The sequence below is a fragment of the Streptomyces sp. NPDC045021 genome (genome assembly GCF_056432645.1).
The window spans coordinates 767,850-785,654 of sequence record NZ_JBWKIQ010000002.1 but is presented as its reverse complement, the minus strand read 5'-3'; the positions used below and the strand labels follow the sequence as shown (position 1 = coordinate 785,654).

Below are 17,805 nucleotides of genomic sequence, written 5' to 3'. Positions count from 1 at the left end.
TCGCGACGGCGACCTGACAACTTCTTCATATCTGCTGGTCAGGGTGGAGCCCAGCCGGATGCCCAACCTGGCCCGCAGCTACCGCTGGGAGGTGCCCCCAGCAGCCAGTTCCTGCGGCAGCGGCTTCGCGTGCAGCACCGCGAGGCCGGAGACGGCCCGGGTGAGCGCGACGTACAGGCGGCGCAGCCCGGTGCGCTCGTCCGGCTCGCCGGAGACGATGGCGGCGGGCTCGTCGAGCACCACGTAGTCGTACTCCAGACCCTTCGCGAGCGTCGCCGGGACCAGGGTGAGGCGGGCCTGCGCCGAGGTCTCCTCGCCTGGGGCGAGGTACGGCAGCCCGGCCGACTCCAGGGCGGCGGCGAGCGACGCGATGCGGTCGTCGGCGGCGATGAGGCCGATGGAACCCTCGTAGCCGAGGGCGTCGTGGCAGGCCGTGAGCACGGCCGCGTCCAGATCCTCCGCGCTCGTCCGGCGGATCACGAGGTCGCCGGGCGACTCACGGACCGAGGTGGCGGGGGCCAGCCCCGGGGCGATCGTGGGCAGCAGCAGGGACGCGTAGGCGATCACCCCGCGCGGCACGCGGAAGCCGCGGGTCAGCTCCTCGACCGGGGCGCCCGGCTTGCCCAGGTGCGCGAGGGCCTCCTCCCAACTGGCGGTCGCCCACGGCGTGGTGCCCTGCGCGATGTCGCCGAGCACCGTCGCGGAGCCCGTGGAGCAGCGCCGCCCGACGGCGCGGTACTGCATCGGGGACAGGTCCTGAGCCTCGTCCAGCACCACATGGCCCAGCGAGTGCGTGCGCTGTACGAGGTCCAGCGCCTCGTCGATGAGCACCGCGTCCGCCGGGGACCACTTCACCGAGGCCAGGCTCCGGGGCGGCTTCTCCCACAGCACGGTCGCCTGCTCCTCGGGCGTCAGGATCCCCTCGGCGCACTCCGCGAGGAACTCGGCGTCGGACAGCAGCCGCAGCACCGTCTTCGCCGGGTCGGCCTTCGGCCAGACCTCCTTCACCGCGGCCTTGACGGCGGGGGTGCGGGCCACCGCGTCCTGGACACGGTCGTCCGGCGCCTCCCCGGCCTCCTCCATCCGCACCAGGACGTTGTGCGCGATCCGCTGCGGCAGCGCCTCGTGGGCGGCGCCGTACCGGATGTCACGCTCCATCAGCTCCCTTACCAGCTCCTCGAGTTCGTACGCGGGGATCCGCCAGCGCCGCGATCCGCGCACCACGACGATCGGTTCCTTCGGCATCCGGATGCCGCTGCGCACCGCGCGCCGCAGCACCTCCGCCATCCGCGCGTCGCCCTTGATCCGGGCGCGCTCGGCCGGATCCGTGCCGCGCACCGTGACATGCGCGACCAGGTCGTCGACCGTGGCCTGCTTGACCTGCAGCTCGCCCAGGGCCGGCAGCACCTGCTCGATGTACTGCAGGAAGGACTTGTTCGGGCCGATGACGAGGGTGCCGGTACGGGCCAGCCGCTCGCGGTGCGCGTACAGCAGGTACGCGACACGGTGCAGGCCCACGGCGGTCTTCCCGGTACCGGGGGCGCCCTGCACACACACGGTGCCGCCGATGCCGGCCCGGACGATCTCGTCCTGCTCCGGCTGGATCGTGGCGACGATGTCGCGCATCGGGCCGACGCGCGGCCGCTCGATCTCGGTCTGGAGCAGCTTGCTGGCGGTACTGGCCTCCGCCGGGTCGGTGAGGTGCTCGTCCTCGTAGGCGGTCAGTTCACCGCCGGTGTAGCCGAACCGCCGGCGCAGCCGGACGTCCATCGGCTCGACGCGTGAGGCCCGGTAGAAGGGCTGCGAGACCGGCGCCCGCCAGTCGATGACCATCGGGTCGCCATGGGCGTCGTGCACATGGCGGCGGCCGATGTAGAACTGCTCGCCCTCGGCGCCCTCCGCCTGCTCTACGCCGGGGGCGTGCAGGTAGTCCAGCCGGCCGAAGAACAGCGGGGTGTGCGAGAGGTCGGCGAGGGCCTTGATCCGGTTGTCGATCTCGGCGGCGAGGATCTTGGCGTTGACCCAGTTGCCGGTCACATCGGAGATGTCCAGCGCTTCCACGTCGGCGCGCATGGCGGTCAGCGCGGAACGGGACTGCGCGAGGTGTGTCTGCTCGGCCCGGAGCGGGTTCGCGTCCTGGGCGGGCTCATGGTCGTGCAAGGGCACGGCATTGCCTCCGGCTTGTGCGTACGCAGGGAAGAAGAGAGAAGCCGACCGGTTTCCGTCCGGCCGGCGGCGCTCCCATCGGGAGGCGGCAAGACGGTGGATCTTACGCTCCCGCCCGGCGCATCGCGAATGCTTTTTCCGGCGCTCCGACACCCCGGCGACCCGCCACCCCGACAGTCCCTAGGGCCCACCCCCGGTGCGCCCTCAGGGGCGGACGTCAACCCAGAGGCGTACGTGACACGGGAGAGTTCCGACCTTGGTCCGATGTACTCCAAACGGCGGATTTCCTACCGTAGGGATATGACCACAGAAACCTTCACCCCAGGCCCCTCCGTCGCCGGCAGCACCGCCCTCGGCACCCGCCACGACCACCCCCGCCACCTGCTGGGAAGCACCCTGCGCGCCGTCCGCGTCTTCGCGCAGACCGCCGTGGAGGTCGTCCTCCTCGGCAGCGAGGGCAAGCACCGCTGACCTCGAACGGAGCACGGCCCCCACCCGGCGGTCCACTAACGTCGCGGCGGTGACCGCTCTCAGCGAGGTGCACCCGGCGCCACCGTCCGTACGCGCCGCATCCCGCCGGCTGCTGCTCGTCCTGGCAGCCCTGCTGGCCCTGGCGCTGGCGCTCGCCGGATACGCGCTCTTCTTCTCGACGTATCCGGTCCCGATGGCGGACATGCTCGTCTATCGCGCGGAAGGCGCCGCCGTCGCCTCCGGCCAGGACCTCTACGGCTTCCGCGTCACCCGGTGGAACCTCCCGGCCACGTACCCGCCCTTCGCGGCACTGCTCTTCGTGCCCACGACCTGGCTGCCCCTCGGCGCTCTGCGCGGCGGCTTCGTCCTCGGCAACCTCGGGCTGCTCGCCGCCCTCACCCACCTCTCGCTGCGCTTCACGGGCCGCCCCCGCGGCGCCGGCCACCCGGCCGCCCTGCTCGCGCTCCCCGCTGCCGCCCTGTGCCTGGAACCGGTCTTCCAGACCTTCGTCTACGGCCAGATCAACCTCGCGCTCGCCGTCCTCGTCCTGTGGGACCTGTCCCGCCCCGACGGCGCCCGCGGCAAGGGCTTCGCCGTCGGCATCGCCGCGGGCATCAAGCTCACTCCCGCGATCTTCGCCGTCTACCTCGCGCTCACCGGCCGCACCCGCGAGGCCACCACGGCGGCCTGCGCGTTCGCCGGCACCGTCCTGCTCGGCGTCGCCGTCCTGCCCGGCGCGTCCGTCGACTTCTGGACCACGCGCCTGTACGAGACCGACCGCGTCGGCAAGGCCTGGATCGTCGACAACCAGTCGCTCCAGGGCCTGATCGCCCGGCTCCTGCACACCCCGCACCCCGGTCTCGTCTGGGTGGCCGCCGCCGTCCTCACCGCCGCCGCGGGCCTGGCCGTCGCCACCCGTGCCGCCCGCCGCGGCCTCGAAGCGTGGGGAGTGCTCTGCACGGCCGTCACCGCGCTCCTGGTCTCCCCGATCAGCTGGTCGCACCACTGGGTCTGGTGCGTCCCCCTGCTGGCCCTCCTCGCCACCCACACCCGCGGCCTCCCCCGGCGCCGCGCCGCGGTCCTCGCGACCGCCGCCGCCTTCGCCTGCCGCAGCATGTGGCTCACCCCCCACCGCGGCGACCTCGACCTCCACCTCCCCTGGTGGCAACAGCCCCTGGCCTCCCCCTACCCCCTCCTGGGCCTGACCTTCCTGGCCGCGACAGCCGTGCGGCTCCGCCGCAGGTGAAGGGTTCGGAAGGCGCTCAGCCGACCGGTACCGGCGCGTCCAGGAGTTCTCGCCACTCCCTCGTCGCACCCACGTCCACGGGGGAAGCCCAGCCCGCAGGGCGAACCGCCCCGCCGACGTGGAAACCGTCGATCCCCGCCGCCCGCAGCGCCGGCAGATGCTCCCGGTTCAGTCCGCCCCCCACCAGGATCCGCGGCTCGTACCCCGGCTCCGGATCCGCCGCCGCCGTCCGCGCCGCCTCGGCGACGAGCACCGCGAGGCCGTCGTCGACGCCCTTGGCCGACCCGGCCGTCAGGTACGTGTCCAGGCCCGGCAGCCCGGCCAGCTGCAATCGCACCGCGTCGCGGTCCGCCGCCCGGTCGATGGCGCGGTGGAACGTCCACCGGCAGCCGTCGATGACATCGGTGATCGCGTAGACCGCTTCGAGGTCGGCCCCGCCGCGCGCGTCGAGGAAGCCGAGGACGAACTCGTCCGCGCCCTCGCGGCGCAGCCCCTCGGCCGCGGCGCAGAGCGCGTCGATGTCGCCCGCGTCGAAGCCGTCGGAGAGCCGCAGCATGACGCGCAGCGGGATGTGCACCGCGGCGCGGATGGCGGCGAAGGTCTCGCGGGACGGGGTGAGGCCGTCCGCGGCCATGTCGGTGACCAGCTCGAGGCGGTCGGCACCGCCGGTCTGGGCCGCTACGGCGTCATCGACGCCGAGGGCGATCACCTCGAAAATTGGTCTAGACATATGACCAAGAGTGCCATATTCGCCACCCCTGCGCGAGCCCTCAGGCGCACAATAGCCACCATGGCTGTCACCCCCGCGACGACGCACCCGCAGCATGCCGCATTGCTCACCCAATGGTGTGACCTGCTGCGCCGCACCCGGGTCGCCCCGATTTCCACCCCGGAGAACACCCCCGCCCCGGAGCACACCCCTGCCCCCGACGACGCCTACGGCGAGGACCTCCTCGGCCGGTGGGGCGAGGAGCAGCGGTGGTATCACACCACGGATCACCTGGTCGCCGTTCTCCAGCACATCACCGAGCTGGCCGCGTACGCCGACGACCCGGACGCCGTGCTGCTCGCCGCCTGGTTCCACGACGCCGTCTACCGCCCGGACCGCTCCGAGAACGAGGAGCGCAGCGCGCGGCTGGCCGAGCGGGCGCTGACCGAGGCCGGGGTCGACGCCGCGCGCATCGCCGAGGTGGTCCGGCTCGTGCTGCTCACGACCAGCCACGACCCGGCGCCCGGCGACCACAACGGCGAGGTCCTGTGTGACGCGGATCTCGCGGTGCTGGCGGGCGAGCCGGCCGCGTACGCCGCCTACGCCGCCGCCGTCCGCCAGGAGTACGGCTTCGTGCCCGACGACGCCTTCCGGTCCGGGCGCGCCGCCGTACTGCGGCAGCTGCTGGACCTGTCGCAGCTCTTCCGCACCCCGATCGGCCACGAGCGCTGGGAACACATCGCCCGCCGCAACCTCAGCACCGAGCTGGAGCTGCTCCTCGCGTCGGGTCCCGCCCCCGACGAGGCCGCCACCTGACAGGGCCGCTATCTGACGGGGCTCCGGGAATACGCGGGAATACGCAAGTCACCTGAGGCGCTGGTAAGGGTTATGCCCTCAGCCGACGCCAGCCGCTCCCGCATGCCCGTAGCCGTCTACGTTCTCGGTCTCAGCGTCTTCGCTCTCGGCACCTCGGAATTCATGCTCTCCGGCCTGCTGCCGCCGATCGCCGACGACCTCGGCGTCAGCATCCCGCAGGCCGGCCTGCTCATCTCGGCCTTCGCGATCGGCATGGTCGTCGGGGCACCGCTGCTCGCCGTCGCCACGCTCCGGCTGCCGCGGCGCACCACCCTGATCGCGCTGATCACGCTCTTCGGCCTCGGGCAGGTCGCGGGGGCCGTGGCGCCGAACTACGCGCTGCTCTTCGTCTCCCGGGTGATCAGCGCGCTCGCCTGCGCGGGCTTCTGGGCGGTCGGCGCGGCCGTCGCGATCTCGATGGTCCCGATGAACGCACGGGCCCGCGCGATGGCCGTGATGATCGGCGGACTGAGCATCGCCAACGTGCTGGGCGTCCCCGTCGGGGCCTTCCTCGGTGACCAGTTCGGCTGGCGCTCCGCGTTCTGGGCGGTGGCCGTGATGTCGGCGGTGGCGCTCGTCGGCGTGATCGCGCTCATCCCCCGCATACCGATCCCGGAGTACCGCCCCAGGCTCCGCGAGGAGCTGCGCATCTACCGCGACGGGAACGTGTGGCTGGCCGTCGCCGTCACGGCCCTGGCCGCGGGCGGCGTGTTCTGCGCCTTCAGCTATCTCGCACCGCTGCTCACGGACGTCGCCGGGCTGCCCGAGGGCTCGGTGCCGGGGATTCTGGGGCTCTTCGGCGTCGGTGCGCTGATCGGCACCGCGATCGGCGGCCGTTTCGCGGACGCCCATCTGTTCGGTGTGATGCTCAGCGGCATCACCGCCTCCACGGTCATCCTGGCGGTCCTCGCACTCACCGCGCAGAACCAGGTCGCCGTGATCGTGCTCTCGTTCCTGCTCGGCCTCTCGGCGTTCTTCACCGCGCCCGCGCTCAACGCCCGCATCTTCAACGTGGCGGGCGCCGCCCCCACCCTCGCCGGCGCCACCACCACCTCCGCCTTCAACCTGGGCAACACCGGCGGGCCCTGGCTCGGCGGTCTCGTCATCAGCGGCGGTTTCGGCTTCGCGGCCACCGCCTGGGCCGGCGCCGCGATGGCCGCCGTCGCCATCGGCCTCGTGATCGTCTCGCTGCGCCGGCACGGCGCGAGCCGCGTCATCGCGAGCCACCCGGCGACCGCGGTGCCGGCTCCCGCCGAGGTCACCGGCGCAACGCACTCAGGCTGACGCGTCACCCGCCGTTGCGGCCCTGGGGGCCTTCCGGCGGCGCAGCCCCGCGCCGATGAGCCGCCGCACGATCTCCTTGCTGCCGACCTCCACCGCGCCCAGCTCGACGGCCGAGGCGTAGCGAGCGGCCGGAACGTCGTAGTGGTCCCGTTCGAACGCCCGCGGCGGGCAGCCGAGGCGCGCGGCGAACGCGTGCAGCTCGTCGTAGGAGACGTCGCTGACCAGGTGCGACCACATGCGGCCGTGCCCCGGCCAGGTCGGCGGATCGATGTAGACGGTCATGAGGCCGCCGTCCTCCGGGACAGCGCCCGCGTCCGGAAGGGCGCCATCGTCAGCTCAGCCCGCCGACCGGGGCGACGACCGCCCCGGCGGTCTCGCAGACCCAGTGCGGGTCGGGCCCGAGCTCCGGTTCGACGGCCAGGCCGTGCGGCTCCTCGCACAGCGGGCACAGGGGCCAGCGTCCGACCCGCTCCAGCAGCGCGTCCTGCACGTCCTGGGCGACCAGCCCGGCGACGAACTCGATGCCTTCGGGCCACTGCTCGACCCACCAGCGCCGCTGCGCGACGGCGTTCTCGACCAGGGAGACGACGTCCGGTCCTGCGACGTCCCGGGCGGCGAGGTCGGCGAGGATGAGCGCCCGCGCGCCGTGCAGAGCCTCTTCGAGATCACGATCCATCCGTCCATTCTGCCTCCTGTCCTCTTGACGCCCCAGCGGCCTGAAAATATCTTTCAATATGTGACGTACAGCGTGAAGGAAACTTTCCCCCAGCGCGCACGGCCATCGCGTGACGCGTCCGCCGCCCCTGCCGCGTCCACCGCGCCGGCCAAGAGCCCCGATCCCGGGACACTGGCGGCCACGGTCCGTACGGTCGGGCCGTCGATGACGCGCTCGATGCAGCGGGTCGCCGAGGCCGTGGCCAACGACCCCGCCGCCTGCGCGCACCTCACCGTGACCGCGCTCGCGCAGCGCACCGGCACCAGCGAGGCCACCGTCGTCCGCACCGCGCGCCTGCTCGGCTATCCCGGCTACCGGGACCTGCGGCTCGCGCTGGCCGCGCTCGCCGCGCAGCAGGCGGCGGGCGTCCCGCCCGCCGTGACCGCGGACATCGCGGTGGACGACCCGCTGACCGAGGTGGTCGCGAAGCTGGCGCGCGAGGAGCAGCAGACGCTCGCCGACACCGCCGCGCAGCTCGACGTGGCGCAGTTGGAGGCGGCCGTCGGGGCCCTCGCCGCGGCGCGCCGTATCGAGGTGTTCGGCATCGGCGCGTCCAGCCTGGTGGGCCAGGACCTGGTCCAGAAGCTGCTGCGGATCGGGCTGATCGCGCACGCGCACGGCGACACCCACCTGGCCATCACCAACGCGGTCCAGCTGCGGCCCGGCGATGTGGCCATCGCGATCACGCACTCGGGCAACACCCATGACGTCATCGAGCCGCTGCGGGTCGCCTTCGACCGGGGTGCGACGACGGTGGCGATCACCGGCCGCCCGGACGGCGCGGTCACCCAGTACGCCGATCATGTGCTGACCACGTCCACCTCGCGGGAGAGCGAGCTGCGGCCGGCGGCGATGTCGAGCAGGACCAGCCAGCTCCTCGTGGTGGACTTCCTGTTCATAGGCGTCATGCAACGCACCTACGAGACGGCCGCACCCGCCCTGTCCGCCTCCTACGAGGCGCTGGCCCACCGGCACAGTCCGCGCGCCATCCGCTCCTAGCCGGACCCGCCTCCGTACCCACCACCGAGGCCAGAGCCACAACCACATCTGCAGAACGCAGCACCAGGCCGTGGCGCGATGACGTGGCGCCATGGCTCACCGCTTCACGTAAGGACGTAAGAGCCGCATGTCCCCCTCCACCGACTCCGACTACACCGAGCTGCGCCGGGAGCTGGAGACCCTCACCACCGAGGCGTTCCGGCCCGAGCTCTCCGAGATCGACCGGCTCTCCACCCTGGAGATCGCCCGGACGATGAACGCCGAGGACGCCACCGTCCCGGCCGCGGTCGCCGCGCAACTTCCGGCCATCGCCGCGGCCATCGACGACATCGCCGAGCGGATGGCCCGCGGCGGGCGGCTGCTCTACGCCGGGGCGGGCACCGCCGGCCGGCTCGGGGTGCTCGACGCGAGCGAGTGCCCGCCGACGTTCAACACGGAGCCGGGGCAGGTCGTCGGCCTGATCGCGGGCGGTCCGGGCGCGATGGTCACCGCGGTGGAGGGCGCCGAGGACAGCCGGGCGCTGGCCGCTGCCGATCTGGACGCCCTGACCCTGGGCCCGGACGACACCGTCGTGGGCGTCTCGGCGTCCGGCCGCACCCCGTACGCGATCGGCGCCGTCGAGCACGCCCGCTCGCTGGGCGCGCTCACCGTGGGGCTCTCCTGCAACGCGCACTCCGCGCTCGGGGCGGCCGCCGAGCACGGCATCGAGGTCGTGGTCGGCCCCGAGTTGCTCACCGGGTCGACCCGGCTGAAGTCCGGCACGGCGCAGAAGCTCGTGCTGAACATGCTCTCGACGATCACGATGATCCGGCTCGGCAAGACGTACGGGAACCTGATGGTCGACGTCCGGGCGTCGAACGAGAAGCTGCGGGCGCGGTCGCGCCGGATCGTCGCGCTGGCGACGGGGGCGCCGGACGCCACGATCGAGGCGGCGCTGGCCGCGGCGGACGGCGAGGTCAAGCACGCCATCCTGGCGATCCTGGCCAAGGTCGACGCGGCCACGGCAGCACGGCTGCTGGCGAAGAGCAACGGCCATCTGCGCGCCGCGCTGGAGTCGGCCGGCGCCTGACGCCTCTTGGTTCTGGCGTCGGCACGGAGGCGCGTAACCCGCGTCCGAAAACGCCCGAGGGCGGCACCCCCGGCTGGGGATGCCGCCCTCGGTCCACTACAGGTACCGCTGACCGGAGTTCTGACCAGAAGGTCAGAAGTCCATGTCGCCACCGGGCATGCCGCCACCGGCGCCGGCGCCGGCTCCGGCCTTCTCGGGCTTGTCGGCGATGACGGCTTCCGTGGTGAGGAAGAGCGCGGCGATGGAGGCCGCGTTCTGCAGCGCGGAGCGCGTGACCTTGGCGGGGTCGATGATGCCTTCGGCGATCATGTCGACGTACTCGCCGGTCGCGGCGTTCAGGCCGTGACCGATGGGCAGGTTGCGGACCTTCTCCACAACGACGCCACCTTCGAGGCCACCGTTGACCGCGATCTGCTTCAGCGGGGCCTCGAGGGCCAGCTTCACGATCGCGGCGCCGGTCGCCTCGTCACCTTCGAGCTCGAGCTTCTCGAACGCGACGGCGGCCTGGATGAGAGCGACGCCACCACCGGCGACGATGCCCTCTTCGACGGCGGCCTTCGCGTTGCGAACGGCGTCCTCGATACGGTGCTTGCGCTCCTTGAGCTCAACCTCCGTCGCGGCGCCGGCCTTGATGACGGCCACGCCGCCCGCGAGCTTCGCCAGGCGCTCCTGGAGCTTCTCACGGTCGTAGTCCGAGTCCGAGTTCTCGATCTCGGCACGGATCTGGTTGACGCGACCGGCAACCTGGTCGGCCTCGCCGGATCCGTCCACGATCGTGGTCTCGTCCTTGGTGATGACGACCTTGCGGGCACGGCCGAGCAGGTCGAGACCGGCGTTCTCCAGCTTGAGGCCGACCTCCTCGGAGATGACGGTGCCACCGGTGAGGATGGCGATGTCGCCGAGCATGGCCTTGCGGCGGTCACCGAAGCCCGGAGCCTTGACGGCGACGGACTTGAAGGTGCCACGGATCTTGTTGACGACGAGGGTGGAGAGCGCCTCGCCCTCCACGTCCTCCGCGATGATCAGCAGCGGCTTGCCGGACTGCATGACCTTCTCGAGGAGCGGGAGCAGGTCCTTCACGGACCCGATCTTCGAGTTGACGATCAGGATGTACGGGTCGTCGAGCGACGACTCCATACGCTCCAGGTCGGTCGCGAAGTAGGCGGAGATGAAGCCCTTGTCGAAGCGCATGCCCTCGGTGAGCTCAAGCTCGAGCCCGAAGGTCTGCGACTCCTCGACAGTGATGACGCCTTCCTTGCCGACCTTGTCCATCGCCTCGGCGATGAGCTCGCCGATCTGGGTGTCGGCGGCGGAGATGGAGGCCGTCGAAGCGATCTGCTCCTTGGTCTCCACGTCCTTGGCCTGCTCGAGCAGCTGGGCGGAGACGGCCTCGACGGCCTTCTCGATGCCACGCTTGAGGGCCATCGGGTTGGCGCCCGCGGCTACGTTGCGGAGGCCTTCCTTGACGAGGGCCTGGGCGAGAACGGTCGCGGTCGTCGTGCCGTCACCGGCAACGTCGTCGGTCTTCTTCGCGACTTCCTTGACCAGCTCGGCGCCGATCTTCTCGTACGGGTCCTCGAGCTCGATCTCCTTGGCGATGGAAACACCATCGTTGGTGATCGTGGGGGCGCCCCACTTCTTCTCGAGGACGACGTTGCGGCCCTTCGGGCCGAGGGTGACCTTGACGGCGTCGGCGAGCTGGTTCATCCCGCGCTCGAGGCCGCGCCGAGCTTCCTCGTTGAACGCGATGATCTTGGCCATAGAAGTGGTCCTCCCGGACAGGGGTGGATTTCAGTGGACCGCGTGGCGCCCGCGACGGACGGCCTGCCGATCACCGGGCTCTTCCCGGTGCTCGATCGGGCCTCGCCGACCCGGTCCTTCTGTCACTCTCACTGTCAGAGTGCTAACGCCAATGATTAGCACTCGCCCTAGTCGAGTGCAAGCGACTGTGGACAACTCGGGGTCCCGGAGGGGTGCCGCGGGAGGACGCACGAAGGGCCCGCGTCCCTCTCGGGGACGCGGACCCTTCGGCGTGAGTGCGTAGCGCCGTCGGCGACGCTCCGGAGCTTCAGCCGGCCAGGCGGACCATGTCAGCCTGCGGCCCCTTCTGACCTTGCGAGATCTCGAACTCGACCCGCTGGCCTTCCTCGAGGGTGCGGTAGCCGTCCATCTGGATCGCGCTGTAGTGGACGAAAACATCCGCACCACCGTCGACCGCGATGAAGCCGTAGCCCTTCTCCGCGTTGAACCACTTGACGGTGCCCTGAGCCATCCCTAACTCCCCTATTGCTGGCCCTATCGCGAATCCGCACTTCGCGGACCCGGGTCAGACCTCACCCCCGCCAAGGTCGGGGGCGTGCGCCGGAACGCGTCGACCGCGGCCGAATGTATCCGTACGGATGCCCTCTGCAACAGGTCAATCCGACGAGAATTCTGGGCACGACCGATCGGAAATACGGGGAGGAACAATAAGGATCCGGGGCAACTCGGACTGGACATACTTCGCCTACACGACAATCGTCTCGCGAATTTGGCGATAAATCGTCGCGCCGAGTAAGGGGCCGGGCGGGAGTCCACCGCAACTGTACCTCGATTCAACTACCGCCCCACACACAGATGCCCCGCCCACCACAGGGTGAACGGGGCATGAGTCCGTGCCGGACTGGGTAGGGACGGAGGTCAGCCTCCGGCTACCGCCGGAATGATCGAGACATTCGCGCCGTCCGGAACCGACGTCTGCAGACCCTCGGAAAAGCGCACGTCATCGTCATTCACATAAACGTTCACGAAGCGACGCAGCTTGCCCGTGTCATCGAGAACGCGCGCCGAAATACCTGTGTGGTTCTTCTCCAGCGACTCAAGGATCTCGGAGAGCGTCGAACCCTCGGCCGGAACTTCTGACTGGCCGCCGGTATACGTGCGGAGAATGGTCGGAATACGAACAGAAGCACTCATGCGAGGCCAGCCTCTCGGAACGCGGCAAGGGTCGGACGGATGACGGCGGTCGGGCCGGTGGTCGGAGCGACCGCGTCGAGGGTCTTCAGGCCGTCACCGGTGTTGAGGACGACGGTCTCCAGGGCCGGGTCGAGCTGACCGGTCTCGATGAGCTTCTTCAGCACACCGACCGTCACCCCGCCCGCGGTCTCGGCGAAGATGCCCTCGGTACGGGCCAGCAGCTTGATCGCGGCCACGCACTGCTCGTCGGTGACGTCCTCGACCGCTCCACCGGTGCGGCGGGCGATGTCGAGCACGTACGGACCGTCGGCCGGGTTGCCGATCGCCAGCGACTTGGCGATGGTGTCCGGCTTCACCGGGCGCACGACGTCGTGGCCGGCCTTGAAGGCCGCCGAGACCGGGGAGCAGCCCTCGGCCTGGGCGCCGTAGATCTTGTAGGGCTTCTCCTCGACCAGCCCGAGCTTGATCAGCTCCTGCAGACCCTTGTCGATCTTCGTGAGCTGGGAGCCGGACGCGATCGGGATGACGATCTGGTCCGGGAGCCGCCAGCCGAGCTGCTCGCAGATCTCGTACGCCAGGGTCTTGGAGCCCTCGCCGTAGTACGGACGCAGATTGACGTTGACGAAGCCCCAGTCCTCGCCGATCGGGTCACCGATCAGCTCGGAGCAGAACCGGTTCACATCGTCGTAGTTGCCCTCGATGCCGACCAGCTCGCCGCCGTACACCGCGGCCATGACGACCTTGCCGGCCTCCAGGTCGTGCGGGATGAACACGCAGGAGCGGAAACCGGCCCGGGCGGCGGCAGCGCCGACGGCACCCGCCAGGTTGCCCGTGGAGGAGCAGGAGAGCGTGGTGAGGCCGAACGTGCGGGCGGCCTCCAGGGCGATGGCGACGACGCGGTCCTTGAAGGAGTGCGTCGGGTTGCCGGAGTCGTCCTTGATGTACAGGCCGCCGGTGACGCCCAGCTCGCGGGCGAGGTTGTCGGCCTTGACCAGCTTGGTCCAGCCCGGGTTCAGATTGGGCTTGTCGACCACGTCGGCCGGAACGGGCAGCAGCGGCGCGTAGCGCCAGATGTTCGCCGGGCCGGACTCGATCTGCTTGCGCAGTGCTTCCGGATCACCGGTGGGGAGGTCGTAGGCCACTTCGAGCGGCCCGAAACACTCCTGGCACGCGAAAACCGGACCGAGCGGAACACGTTCTCCGCACTCGCGGCAGGAGAGCGCGACGGCGGGCCCGAAGGCGGCGGGTCCGGTGTCCGGAGCGGTTTGAGTAACGTTGTCGATGGTCTGCGAAGCCATGACGGCGAGGCCCTTTCTCCTCATCTTCCCCGCGGCGACGATCGCCACGAGACGGAATTGGCACCTTCCCCACCTGGCCTCGCGTCGTCGACGACGAGATGTGGCGGGAGGGTTGCCGGGACTTCTGCGGGCCGTTCCCTCAGTCCCTCTGGATGAGCGCTGTGGCACCGGGCTCTCACCCGGGCATTTGTTTTCCGTGGTGACCCCCGGCATGCGGTGGTCACTCGCGTTGTTCAAGACTGTAACCGACGAGCCGGACACTTGAGATAGTCGTCCGAACCGCGAGATGGGCCACACGGGGTCCGATCACGGGGTGCATTCCATCCCCGACACACACATCAGGGAGTCAAGCACGTGCTGCAAGAGGTGGAGCGCTGGCTGGATCGACGGTCCTGGTCCGCCGCCGATCGACCGCTCGACCGGCTGCTCGCGGCCAAGCGCTCCGCCGGCGACCGGGGCACGGTGAGCGTGGTGCTGCCCGCCCTCAACGAGGAGGCCACGGTCGGCGCGATCGTGCGCACCATCCGCGACGAGCTGATGAGCGGCCCCTTGCCTCTGGTGGACGAGCTGATCGTGCTCGACTCGGGCTCCACGGACCGTACGGCGGAGATCTCGGCGCGCGCCGGAGCCCGGGTCGTGCACCGCGACGAGATACTCCCCGACCTGCCCGCCGTGCCCGGCAAGGGCGAGGTGCTGTGGCGGTCGCTGCTGGTCACGAGCGGCGAGATCGTCTGCTTCATCGACGCCGACCTGCGCGACTTCGACGCCCGCTTCGTTTACGGAATCATCGGCCCGCTCCTGACCGAGCCCGGCGTCCAGCTGGTCAAGGCCATGTACGACCGCCCGCTGGAGACCGGCGACACGATCGTGCCGGCGGGCGGCGGGCGCGTCACCGAACTCGTCGCCCGCCCGCTGCTCAACCTCCACTGGCCCCTGCTCGCGGGCTTCGTCCAGCCCCTCGGCGGCGAGTACGCGGCCCGCCGCTCCCTGCTGGAGCGGCTGCCCTTCCCGGTCGGTTACGGCGTCGAGCTCGGCATGCTCATCGACGCGCTGAACACCGTCGGCCTGGACGCGCTGGCCCAGGTGGACGTGGGCGTGCGCCACCACCGGCACCAGGACGGTCAGGCCCTGGGCCGCATGGCCGCGACGATCTACCGCACCGCCCAGGTACGGCTCGCCCGCGGGCAGCTCGTACGTCCCGTCCTCACCCAGTTCGACCGCGGCCCCGACGGCGGCTTCGCCCCCCGCACCCACCAGGTGGCGGCCGAAGAACGCCCGCCCATGATCACCATCCCCGAATACACCGCCCACAGGGCAACGCGCCGCACGGGGTGACGGGCCGGTCACAACGTTTGCGTCGCAGGACACGTGGCTAGGCTGGCGGCATGGTCGCTCATCGCGCAGCCCCGATCCTCGTCGCCTCCAACCGCGGGCCCGTCTCGTACGCCCTCGGAGAGAACGGCACGCTGACCGCCAAGCGCGGCGGCGGCGGACTGGTGTCCGGCCTCAGCGCGATCGGCCCCGACGCCGGCGCGGTCTGGGTCTGCGCCGCCATGAGCGAGGGCGACCGCGAAGCGGTCCGCCGCGGCGAGGGCGACGCGCAGACGCGCATGCTCCACATCGAGCCGGACGTCTTCGCCGCCGCCTACAACTCCATCTCCAACTCCGTGCTGTGGTTCGTCCACCACCTGCTCTTCCAGACCCATCTGGAACCCCTCTTCGACGAGGATTTCCGGCAGGACTGGGCCTCGTACGAGACGTACAACGCCGCCTTCGCGGACGCGCTCGCGGAGGAGGCGGCGCAGGGCGCCGCCGTTCTGGTGCAGGACTACCACCTGTCGCTGGCCCCCGCGATGCTGCGCGAGCGCCGCCCCGACCTGCGGATCGGGCACTTCTCGCACACCCCGTGGGCGCCGCCGGACTACTACCGCCTGCTGCCCGACGACATCGGCGCGCAGCTCCTCACCGGGATCCTCGGCGCCGACCGCGCCGCGTTCCTCACCCGGCGGTGGGCGGAGGCCTTCGCCGCGTGCTGCGCCGACGTGCTCGGCGCGGACGTCGCGCACGACGCCGCCGGGGAGCTGACCGTCACCCACGAGGGCCGCACCACCCGGATCGGCGTGCACGGGCTCGGCGCCGACGCCGACTTCCTGCGGGAGCGCTCGCACCAGGACGACGTCGAGGAGCGGATGACCGCGCTCCGCTCCGAGGTCGGCCCCGGCCGCCGGACGATCGTCCGGGTCGACCGCACCGAACTCTCCAAGAACATCGTGCGCGGCTTCCTGGCGTACCGGCAACTGCTCACCGAACGCCCGGAGTGGCGCGAGCGCGTCGTGCACATCGCTTTCGCATATCCGTCGCGGCACGATCTCGCGGTGTACCGCGAGTACACCGCCGAGGTGCAGCGGGTCGCCGACGAGATCAACGCGGAGTTCGGAACGGACGGCTGGCAGCCGCTGCTCCTGCACGTCAAGGACGACTTCGCACGGTCGCTGGCCGCGTACCGTCTCGCCGACGTGGCGCTGGTCAACCCGATTCGCGACGGAATGAACCTCGTGGCGAAGGAGATCCCCGTCGTCTCGGACGACGGCGTGGTCCTCGTCCTGTCCCGCGAGGCCGGCGCCTACGAGGAACTCGGCGACGACTCCCTCGTCGTGAACCCGTACGACCTGCGCTCCACGGCCCACGCCCTGCACGAGGCCCTCACGATGGCGAACGACGAACGCGCCGAACGAACGAAGCGCCTCGCGGCAGCGGCGACGGCCCTCCCGCCGGCCGCCTGGTTCCTGGCCCAACTGAACGCGCTGGCCTGACCTATCGCACGAGGGCCCGGTGCCCCCCCAGAACCTCACCGCAGCACCACCCACACCTATTTGCCCGTGGGGGTGAGCGTCGCGCCCCAGCGGTGGGCCGTCATCGCGATCAGGTGCATGCCGCGCCCGTGCTCAGCCGAACACTCGCCCGGTCAAGGCGCGAAGCGACGCAGAAAAGCACTCCGCACCGCCCGAACCCCAGCCCCCAACCCGCCCCCGCACAACAGCGGCGCCCCGCCCTTACCCACCGGCCCGCACTGCTCCCACCGGCCCGGCGCCGCCGGCCGACACGCACCAGCGCATCCCGCGCCAACGTGCCCCCCGCCGCCAGGCATCCGGCGTCACGCGTTCACGCGCCCAGTGCGTCCGCCAGTGCGTTGAGCAGGTCCACGACGCCTGACGGGCCGTCGACGACGAGGTCGGAGCGGGCGACGAGATCCGGGGGGACCTCGCCGGAGGTGGTGCCGCTGCAGACGAGGATGCCGGGGTGGCCTTCGCCGCGGAGGCGTTCGACGGCGGAGAAGGCCGCGAGGTCGCCGAGGTCGTCGCCCGCGTAGAGCACGGAGCCGGCGTCGGCCTCGCGGAGGTAGGAGGCGAGGGCGACGCCCTTGTCCATGCCGGGGGGTCGCAGTTCCAGTACGAGGCGGCCGGGCTCGACGATCAGGCCGTGGCGGGCGGCGAGTTCGTTCAGGGGGCCGCGGAGGGCCTCGAACGCCGCTTCCGGGTCGTCGGTGCGGCGGGTGTGGACGGCGACCGCGCGCCCCTTGTCCTCTATCCAGGTGCCGCCCCAGGCGCCGATCCGGTCGAGGAAGCCGGGCAGTTCGGCCCGTACGGCGTCGACACCGGAGTGGTCGCCCGCGGACTTCACCTCGCCGCTGACCGCGTCCCAGCGTTCGGCGCCGTAGTGGCCGAGGACGACGAGCCGCTCCAGTCCCGGGACCCCGGCGAAGCCGCCGTACCGGACCGCGACGCCCGCCGGGCGGCCCGTGATCACGGCGACCGCCGCGAGGTGGGGGGCCAGCCGCGCGAGCGCGGGCACCGCGCCGGGGTGGGCGCGGGCGCTCTCCGGGTCGGGCACGATCGGCGCGAGAGTGCCGTCGAAGTCGAGGGCGACCACGGCACGCTCGGGGTTCGCGAGGAACGCCGCGAGCCCTTCCTTGCCGTCGGACGTGGACGAGGTCAGCAGGTGACTGCTCATGACCCGACCCTACCGAGGGGAGGAGGG

General features: G+C 71.2%; 17 protein-coding genes and 1 riboswitch. Of the genes, 8 read left to right on the top strand and 9 right to left on the bottom strand.

The annotated features are described in order from the left end of the window. Positions 1–78: 78 nt before the first annotated feature. A complete protein-coding gene (locus AC07DC_RS10750; RefSeq protein WP_478913848.1) occupies positions 79–2,166 on the bottom strand; it encodes a HelD family protein in 2,088 nt (695 codons plus the stop codon). Between the two features lie 300 nt (positions 2,167–2,466). Between AC07DC_RS10750 and AC07DC_RS10745 the strand changes: the two genes are divergently transcribed. Then, positions 2,467–2,637, top strand: coding sequence for a hypothetical protein (locus AC07DC_RS10745; RefSeq protein ID WP_478913846.1), 171 nt, complete (start codon positions 2,467–2,469; stop codon positions 2,635–2,637). A gap of 49 nt (positions 2,638–2,686) precedes the next feature. Beyond that, entirely contained in the window at positions 2,687–3,883 is a 1,197-nt protein-coding gene (locus AC07DC_RS10740; protein WP_478913845.1) for a glycosyltransferase 87 family protein, read from the top strand. A 16-nt stretch (positions 3,884–3,899) separates the two neighbouring features. Here the strand turns inward: AC07DC_RS10740 and AC07DC_RS10735 are convergent, their stop codons facing one another. Further along, positions 3,900–4,613: a copper homeostasis protein CutC gene (locus tag AC07DC_RS10735; RefSeq protein WP_478913843.1), complete on the bottom strand. Its 714-nt coding sequence runs from the start codon at positions 4,611–4,613 to the stop codon at positions 3,900–3,902. A gap of 60 nt (positions 4,614–4,673) precedes the next feature. Here AC07DC_RS10735 and AC07DC_RS10730 point away from each other — a divergent pair, with 60 nt between their 5' ends. Continuing rightward, the gene (locus tag AC07DC_RS10730; RefSeq protein ID WP_478913842.1) at positions 4,674–5,408 is read left to right on the top strand and encodes an HD domain-containing protein; all 735 of its coding nucleotides are present in this window, start codon (positions 4,674–4,676) and stop codon (positions 5,406–5,408) included. 102 nt (positions 5,409–5,510) lie between these two features. Further along, positions 5,511–6,731 carry a Cmx/CmrA family chloramphenicol efflux MFS transporter gene (locus AC07DC_RS10725; protein WP_478913840.1) on the top strand — a complete coding sequence of 407 codons (1,221 nt, stop codon included), beginning with the start codon at positions 5,511–5,513 and terminating at the stop codon, positions 6,729–6,731. Here AC07DC_RS10725 and AC07DC_RS10720 read toward each other — a convergent pair. After that, the gene (locus AC07DC_RS10720) at positions 6,723–7,013 is read right to left on the bottom strand and encodes a DUF4031 domain-containing protein (RefSeq protein WP_478913838.1); all 291 of its coding nucleotides are present in this window, start codon (positions 7,011–7,013) and stop codon (positions 6,723–6,725) included. The genes AC07DC_RS10725 and AC07DC_RS10720 overlap by 9 nt on opposite strands. Positions 7,014–7,062: 49 nt before the next feature. Beyond that, positions 7,063–7,407, bottom strand: a complete 345-nt coding sequence (locus AC07DC_RS10715) for a hypothetical protein (protein WP_478913836.1) — start codon at positions 7,405–7,407, stop codon at positions 7,063–7,065. 60 nt (positions 7,408–7,467) lie between these two features. On the opposite strand from AC07DC_RS10715, the gene AC07DC_RS10710 reads away from it, so the two are divergent. Beyond that, positions 7,468–8,445, top strand: a complete 978-nt coding sequence (locus tag AC07DC_RS10710) for a MurR/RpiR family transcriptional regulator (RefSeq protein ID WP_478913834.1) — start codon at positions 7,468–7,470, stop codon at positions 8,443–8,445. A 127-nt stretch (positions 8,446–8,572) separates the two neighbouring features. Beyond that, entirely contained in the window at positions 8,573–9,514 is a 942-nt protein-coding gene (gene murQ / locus AC07DC_RS10705; RefSeq protein ID WP_478913832.1) for an N-acetylmuramic acid 6-phosphate etherase, read from the top strand. A gap of 132 nt (positions 9,515–9,646) precedes the next feature. Here murQ and groL read toward each other — a convergent pair whose 3' ends face one another. The 4 genes from groL to thrC form a co-directional block, all read right to left on the bottom strand. Beyond that, positions 9,647–11,275 carry a chaperonin GroEL gene (gene groL, locus AC07DC_RS10700; RefSeq protein WP_138355905.1) on the bottom strand — a complete coding sequence of 543 codons (1,629 nt, stop codon included), beginning with the start codon at positions 11,273–11,275 and terminating at the stop codon, positions 9,647–9,649. 307 nt (positions 11,276–11,582) lie between these two features. Further along, a complete protein-coding gene (locus AC07DC_RS10695; protein ID WP_009339379.1) occupies positions 11,583–11,786 on the bottom strand; it encodes a cold-shock protein in 204 nt (67 codons plus the stop codon). 407 nt (positions 11,787–12,193) lie between these two features. Beyond that, positions 12,194–12,469, bottom strand: coding sequence for a ubiquitin-like small modifier protein 1 (locus tag AC07DC_RS10690; RefSeq protein ID WP_138355904.1), 276 nt, complete (start codon positions 12,467–12,469; stop codon positions 12,194–12,196). Continuing rightward, complete coding sequence (gene thrC, locus AC07DC_RS10685) at positions 12,466–13,767, bottom strand: threonine synthase (RefSeq protein ID WP_478913829.1); 1,302 nt, start codon at positions 13,765–13,767, stop codon at positions 12,466–12,468. The genes AC07DC_RS10690 and thrC overlap by 4 nt, the downstream gene beginning before the upstream one ends. A 17-nt stretch (positions 13,768–13,784) precedes the next feature. Further along, positions 13,785–13,926: riboswitch (SAM riboswitch) on the bottom strand. Between the two features lie 195 nt (positions 13,927–14,121). On the opposite strand from thrC, the gene AC07DC_RS10680 reads away from it, so the two are divergent. Next, the gene (locus AC07DC_RS10680; RefSeq protein WP_478913827.1) at positions 14,122–15,102 is read left to right on the top strand and encodes a glucosyl-3-phosphoglycerate synthase; all 981 of its coding nucleotides are present in this window, start codon (positions 14,122–14,124) and stop codon (positions 15,100–15,102) included. A gap of 50 nt (positions 15,103–15,152) precedes the next feature. Then, a complete protein-coding gene (locus AC07DC_RS10675; RefSeq protein WP_478913825.1) occupies positions 15,153–16,580 on the top strand; it encodes an alpha,alpha-trehalose-phosphate synthase (UDP-forming) in 1,428 nt (475 codons plus the stop codon). Positions 16,581–16,929: 349 nt separating this feature from the next. On the opposite strand, the gene otsB is transcribed toward AC07DC_RS10675, so the two are convergent. Continuing rightward, complete coding sequence (gene otsB, locus AC07DC_RS10670; protein WP_478913824.1) at positions 16,930–17,778, bottom strand: trehalose-phosphatase; 849 nt, start codon at positions 17,776–17,778, stop codon at positions 16,930–16,932. Positions 17,779–17,805: the final 27 nt, after the last annotated feature.